4 protein-coding genes are annotated in these 4,191 nt (G+C 63.3%); 2 read left to right on the top strand and 2 right to left on the bottom strand.

Annotated features, from left to right (window positions below):
• Window positions 1–215 (bottom strand): ATP-binding cassette domain-containing protein (locus tag EN750_RS21150; RefSeq protein WP_127397540.1); only part of this gene is annotated, 215 nt, incomplete at its 3' end.
• Between the two features lie 260 nt (window positions 216–475).
• On the opposite strand from EN750_RS21150, the gene EN750_RS21155 reads away from it, so the two are divergent.
• Entirely contained in the window at window positions 476–1,837 is a 1,362-nt protein-coding gene (locus EN750_RS21155) for a cytochrome ubiquinol oxidase subunit I (protein WP_127397541.1), read from the top strand.
• 295 nt (window positions 1,838–2,132) lie between these two features.
• The gene (locus EN750_RS21165; protein ID WP_127397543.1) at window positions 2,133–3,137 is read left to right on the top strand and encodes a cytochrome d ubiquinol oxidase subunit II; all 1,005 of its coding nucleotides are present in this window, start codon (window positions 2,133–2,135) and stop codon (window positions 3,135–3,137) included.
• Window positions 3,138–3,225: 88 nt separating this feature from the next.
• Here EN750_RS21165 and msrA read toward each other — a convergent pair whose 3' ends face one another.
• Complete coding sequence (gene msrA, locus EN750_RS21170) at window positions 3,226–3,957, bottom strand: peptide-methionine (S)-S-oxide reductase MsrA (protein WP_127268581.1); 732 nt, start codon at window positions 3,955–3,957, stop codon at window positions 3,226–3,228.
• Window positions 3,958–4,191 lie beyond the last annotated feature (234 nt).

The following is a 4,191-nucleotide window of genomic DNA, read 5'->3' on the forward strand; positions in this document are numbered from 1 at the left end:
TCCTTGTTGATGTCGTGGCCGTCGACGGTGACGGTGCCCGACGAACGGTTGACGATGCCGCAGACGATCGAGATCAGGGTCGTCTTGCCGGCGCCATTGGGTCCAAGCAGCGCGAAGATCTCGCCGCGCTGAATGTCGAGATTGACTTCCTTGAGCGCGGTGAAGCCGGTGGCGTAGGTCTTGGAGACCCCGGAAATGGACAGGATGGAAGGCATGGATGAAAACGGCTGCTTGAAAGAGGTCCCCTGATATAGGCCGAATGTCGGTGCTTGCAACCGCAAGTCAATGCCCTGCTGACAGTTCTCGACAATCGTGCCGGCCGGCCGTTGCAGGTGCGGCGCACAGGCCCGGAGTTGCACGGCACGCAACCGGCAAAATTGTCCTGTGGCGTTCAGCCTCGCGGCAGGACGCCGCTTTGACCTGAACTCGCTTCGGGCCTATCCTTCGCGAGTATTTGCAGCAGCCGGAGCCTATCATGGACCCGCTCATACTTTCGCGTATCCAGTTCGGCGCGAATATTTCATTCCATATTCTATTTCCGACGATCACCATTGCGCTGGGTTGGGTGCTGCTGTTCTTCAAGTTGCGTTACAACGCGACCAACGATTCCGCCTGGATGCGCGCCTATTTCACCTGGGTGAAGGTGTTCGCGCTGTCCTTTGCCATGGGCGTGGTTTCGGGCGTCACCATGAGCTTCCAGTTCGGCACCAACTGGCCGGGCTACATGGAAAAGGTCGGCAACATCGCCGGGCCGCTGCTGGCCTACGAAATCCTCACCGCCTTCTTCCTCGAAGCGGCCTTTCTCGGCATCATGCTGTTCGGCTTCCGCCGCGTCTCCAACCGCATCCACACGCTGGCGACGGTGCTGGTCGCCGGCGGCACCACCGTCTCGGCATTCTGGATCATCGCGCTCAATTCCTGGATGCAGACGCCGGCCGGATTCGAGATGCGCGACGGCGTGGCGCATGCGGTCGACTGGTGGGCAATCATCTTCAATCCGTCGATGCCCTACAGGCTGACCCACATGCTGCTGGCGTCGGGGCTGACGGTGTCGTTCCTGATATCAGGCCTGTCGGCGCTGCGCTATCTCACCGGCGACCGCTCGGAATCGATGTGGAAGGCGCTGCGCACCGGCGTCTTCACCGCGGCGATCCTGATCCCGATCCAGATCTTCGCCGGCGACCAGCATGGGCTGAACACGCTGGAGCATCAGCCGCAGAAGATCGCCGCCATGGAGGCCAACTGGAACACCGGCCCCAACGTGCCGCTGGTGCTCTTCGCGCTGCCCGACGAGGCGGCGAAGGGAAACAAATTCGAGATCGCCATTCCCGATGGAGCCAGCCTGGTGCTGCGGCACTCGACCAGCGGCGTGGTGCCGGGGTTGAACGACTATCCCGGCAACCATCCGCCGGTCTTTCCGGTGTTCTGGGGTTTCCGCATCATGGTCGGCACGGGCATATTGATGCTGCTCGTCTCATGGTCGGCGGCCTTCTTCCTCAAGCGCCGGCACAGCCTGCCGAAGCCGCTGGCCATGCTGATGGTGCCGATGGCGCTGTCGGGCTGGCTGGCGACGCTGGCCGGCTGGTACACCACCGAAATCGGCCGCCAGCCCTGGCTGGTGACGGGCGTGCTGAAAACCGCCGACGCGGTCGGCCCGGTGGCCGGCAGCCATGTCGCGCTGACGCTCGCCATATACCTCGTTCTCTATGTGCTGTTGCTGATCGCCTATCTCGGCGTGCTGGTGCACCTGGCGCTGAAGGCGGCGAAGGACGGCGACAACTCGCCGTTGCCCGGCGTGCTCAACGCGCCGATGTCGCAGCCGGCTGCGGGGGAGTGATTTGATATGGCACTCCAGCCGGGCGCCGGCGCGGCCCCTCACCTGCCTGCCGGCATCCTCTCCCCTTATAGGGACGGGGAGAGGGGCGCTCGCATCGACGGTTTCGCCAATCACCAGCGTTGCAAGAAAAGCGCCGAGATTGCGGCCAGCCCCCTTCTCTCCGTCCCTATACGGGGAGAAGTGCCCGGCAGGGTGATGAGGGGCGGCGCCGACTTCGGCAATCGATCTGAAGCCTCGATAGAGCCCCATCCGATCACATCGCGATTAGCCGGCTCTGGTGAGTGAGGAGAAAAAGATGACCTTCGACTGGCCAACCGCGCTTCCGCTGATCTTCGCCGGCCTGATGGGCCTCGCCATCCTGATCTACGTCATTCTCGACGGTTTCGATCTCGGCATCGGCATTCTGTTCGCGGCAGCCGAGGATGCTGAACTGGACACGATGATCGCCGCCATCGGCCCGTTCTGGGACGCCAACGAAACCTGGCTGGTGCTGGCCGTCGGCCTGCTGCTGGTCGCCTTCCCGCTGGCGCATGGCGTCATCCTGACGGCGCTCTACATTCCGGTCTTCGTGCTTTTGCTCGGGCTGATCCTGCGCGGCGTCGCCTTCGATTTCCGCGCCAAGGTGCCAGCTGGCCGCAAGCATCGCTGGAACCGTATTTTCTTCCTGGGTTCGCTCATCGCCTCGCTGGCGCAGGGCTATATGCTGGGCGTCTATGTGCTCGGGCTCGATGTCGGCCTCGGCGGCACGGCGTTCGGCGTGCTGGTGGCGTTCTGCCTTGCCGCCGCCTACGCGGCGATGGGCGCCGCCTGGGTGATCTACAAGACCGAAGGCGAATTGCAGAAGAAAGCGGTGCGCTGGCTGCGCACCGCGCTGGTGCTGACCGCGCTCGGCATGGCGGCGGTGTCGCTGGCGACGCCCTTCGCCAGCCCGCGCATCTTCGACAAATGGTTCGTCTGGCCGGAAATGCTTTATCTGTCGCCGCTGCCGATCCTGTCGGCGCTTTTGTTCCTGTGGCTGTGGCGGCAGACCTTCCATCTGCCGAAGCCCGACGACCGCCATTCGCTGATGCCGTTCCTGACGCTGGCCGCCATCTTCGCGCTCGGCTTTGCCGGTCTCGCCTGGTCGTTCTACCCGTTCGTGGTGCCCGATCGCCTGACCATCTGGCAGGCGGCTTCCGCGCCGGAGAGCCTGGCCATCATCCTCGCCGGCACCGTGGTCGTGCTGCCGGTCATCATCTTCTATTCGTTCTATGCCTACCGGGTGTTCGGCGGCAAGGCGACGGATCTGACGTATGATTGACCTGCCGATGCAGGCGCGAGGCACCCCTCTCTGGCCTGCCGGGCAGAGGGGGGTGCTGTCCCGCCGACGCCTCCTCAATAAAGCCGACTCAATTGCTCGCCGACAGCACCAGCACCGGCTTGTCGCTGTAGAGCGCCGGGAACAGTGCCTTCAAATTCGCCACCTTGGGCAGGTCGTTGTAGACGATGTAGGGATAGGTCGGGTTCAGCGTCAGAAAATCCTGATGGTAATTCTCGGCCGGATAGAAGGTCTTGCCGGTTTCCAGCGTAGTGACGATCGGCTCCGGGAACACCTTGGCCTGGTCGAGCTGGGCGATGTAGCTTTGCGCGATCTTCTTCTGTGCATCGTTTTCGGCGAAGATCGTCGAGCGGTATTGCGTGCCGGAGTCCGGACCCTGGAAATTCAGCTGGGTCGGGTTGTGGGCGACCGAGAAATAGACCTGCAGCAGCTGGCCATAGGTCACCTTCGATGGATCGTAGGTGATCTCGACGGATTCGGCATGCCCGGTGCGGCCTGAGCCGACCGTCTCGTAGACGGCGGTGTCCTTGTCGCCGCCGGAGTAGCCGGAGACGGCCCTGGTGACGCCCTTGACGTGCTGGAAGACGCCCTGCACGCCCCAGAAACAACCGCCGGCGAAGATCGCCTTTTCAGTGCCGGCGGCCGCCTTCTCGTCGATTGCCGGCGGCGGGATCTTCACCGCGTCCTCGGCCGAAACCGCCGGTGTCAGCCAGAAGGCGGCGCCAGCGGCGGCAAGTGCAAGCGCGGCGAGGGCGCCTTTGACAAAGCCGAGCGAACGGTTTGAAATCTTGATGTTGGTCATGGTTGCACTCCTCGTGGCTTCCATAGGGATCAGTCTATTGCATCAAATAGTGCGGCGCGACGCACATTCGCGTGCGCCGAATGCGGAATCTTACCGTCAGCGCTGCCCCTCACTGTCCTGCCGGACATCTCTCCCCGTAAAACGGGGAGAGAGCGACTGACCGCGACGCTGGCGTTTCTACCTGCAACACCGATGATTGGCGAAACCGTCGATGAGCGCCCCTCTCCCCGTCAC

Origin of the sequence: Mesorhizobium sp. M7A.F.Ca.ET.027.03.2.1, from assembly GCF_003999175.1 — a bacterium.
Taxonomy (GTDB): Bacteria; Pseudomonadota; Alphaproteobacteria; order Rhizobiales; family Rhizobiaceae; genus Mesorhizobium.

Bases quoted from the DNA above. Each gene is read 5' to 3' on its own strand.
- EN750_RS21165 (WP_127397543.1), top strand. From the start codon at position 2,133: ATGACCTTCGACTGGCCAACCGCGCTTCCGCTGATCTTCGCCGGCCTG.
- EN750_RS21155 (WP_127397541.1), top strand. From the start codon at position 476: ATGGACCCGCTCATACTTTCGCGTATCCAGTTCGGCGCGAATATTTCA.
- msrA (WP_127268581.1), bottom strand. From the start codon at position 3,957: ATGACCAACATCAAGATTTCAAACCGTTCGCTCGGCTTTGTCAAAGGC.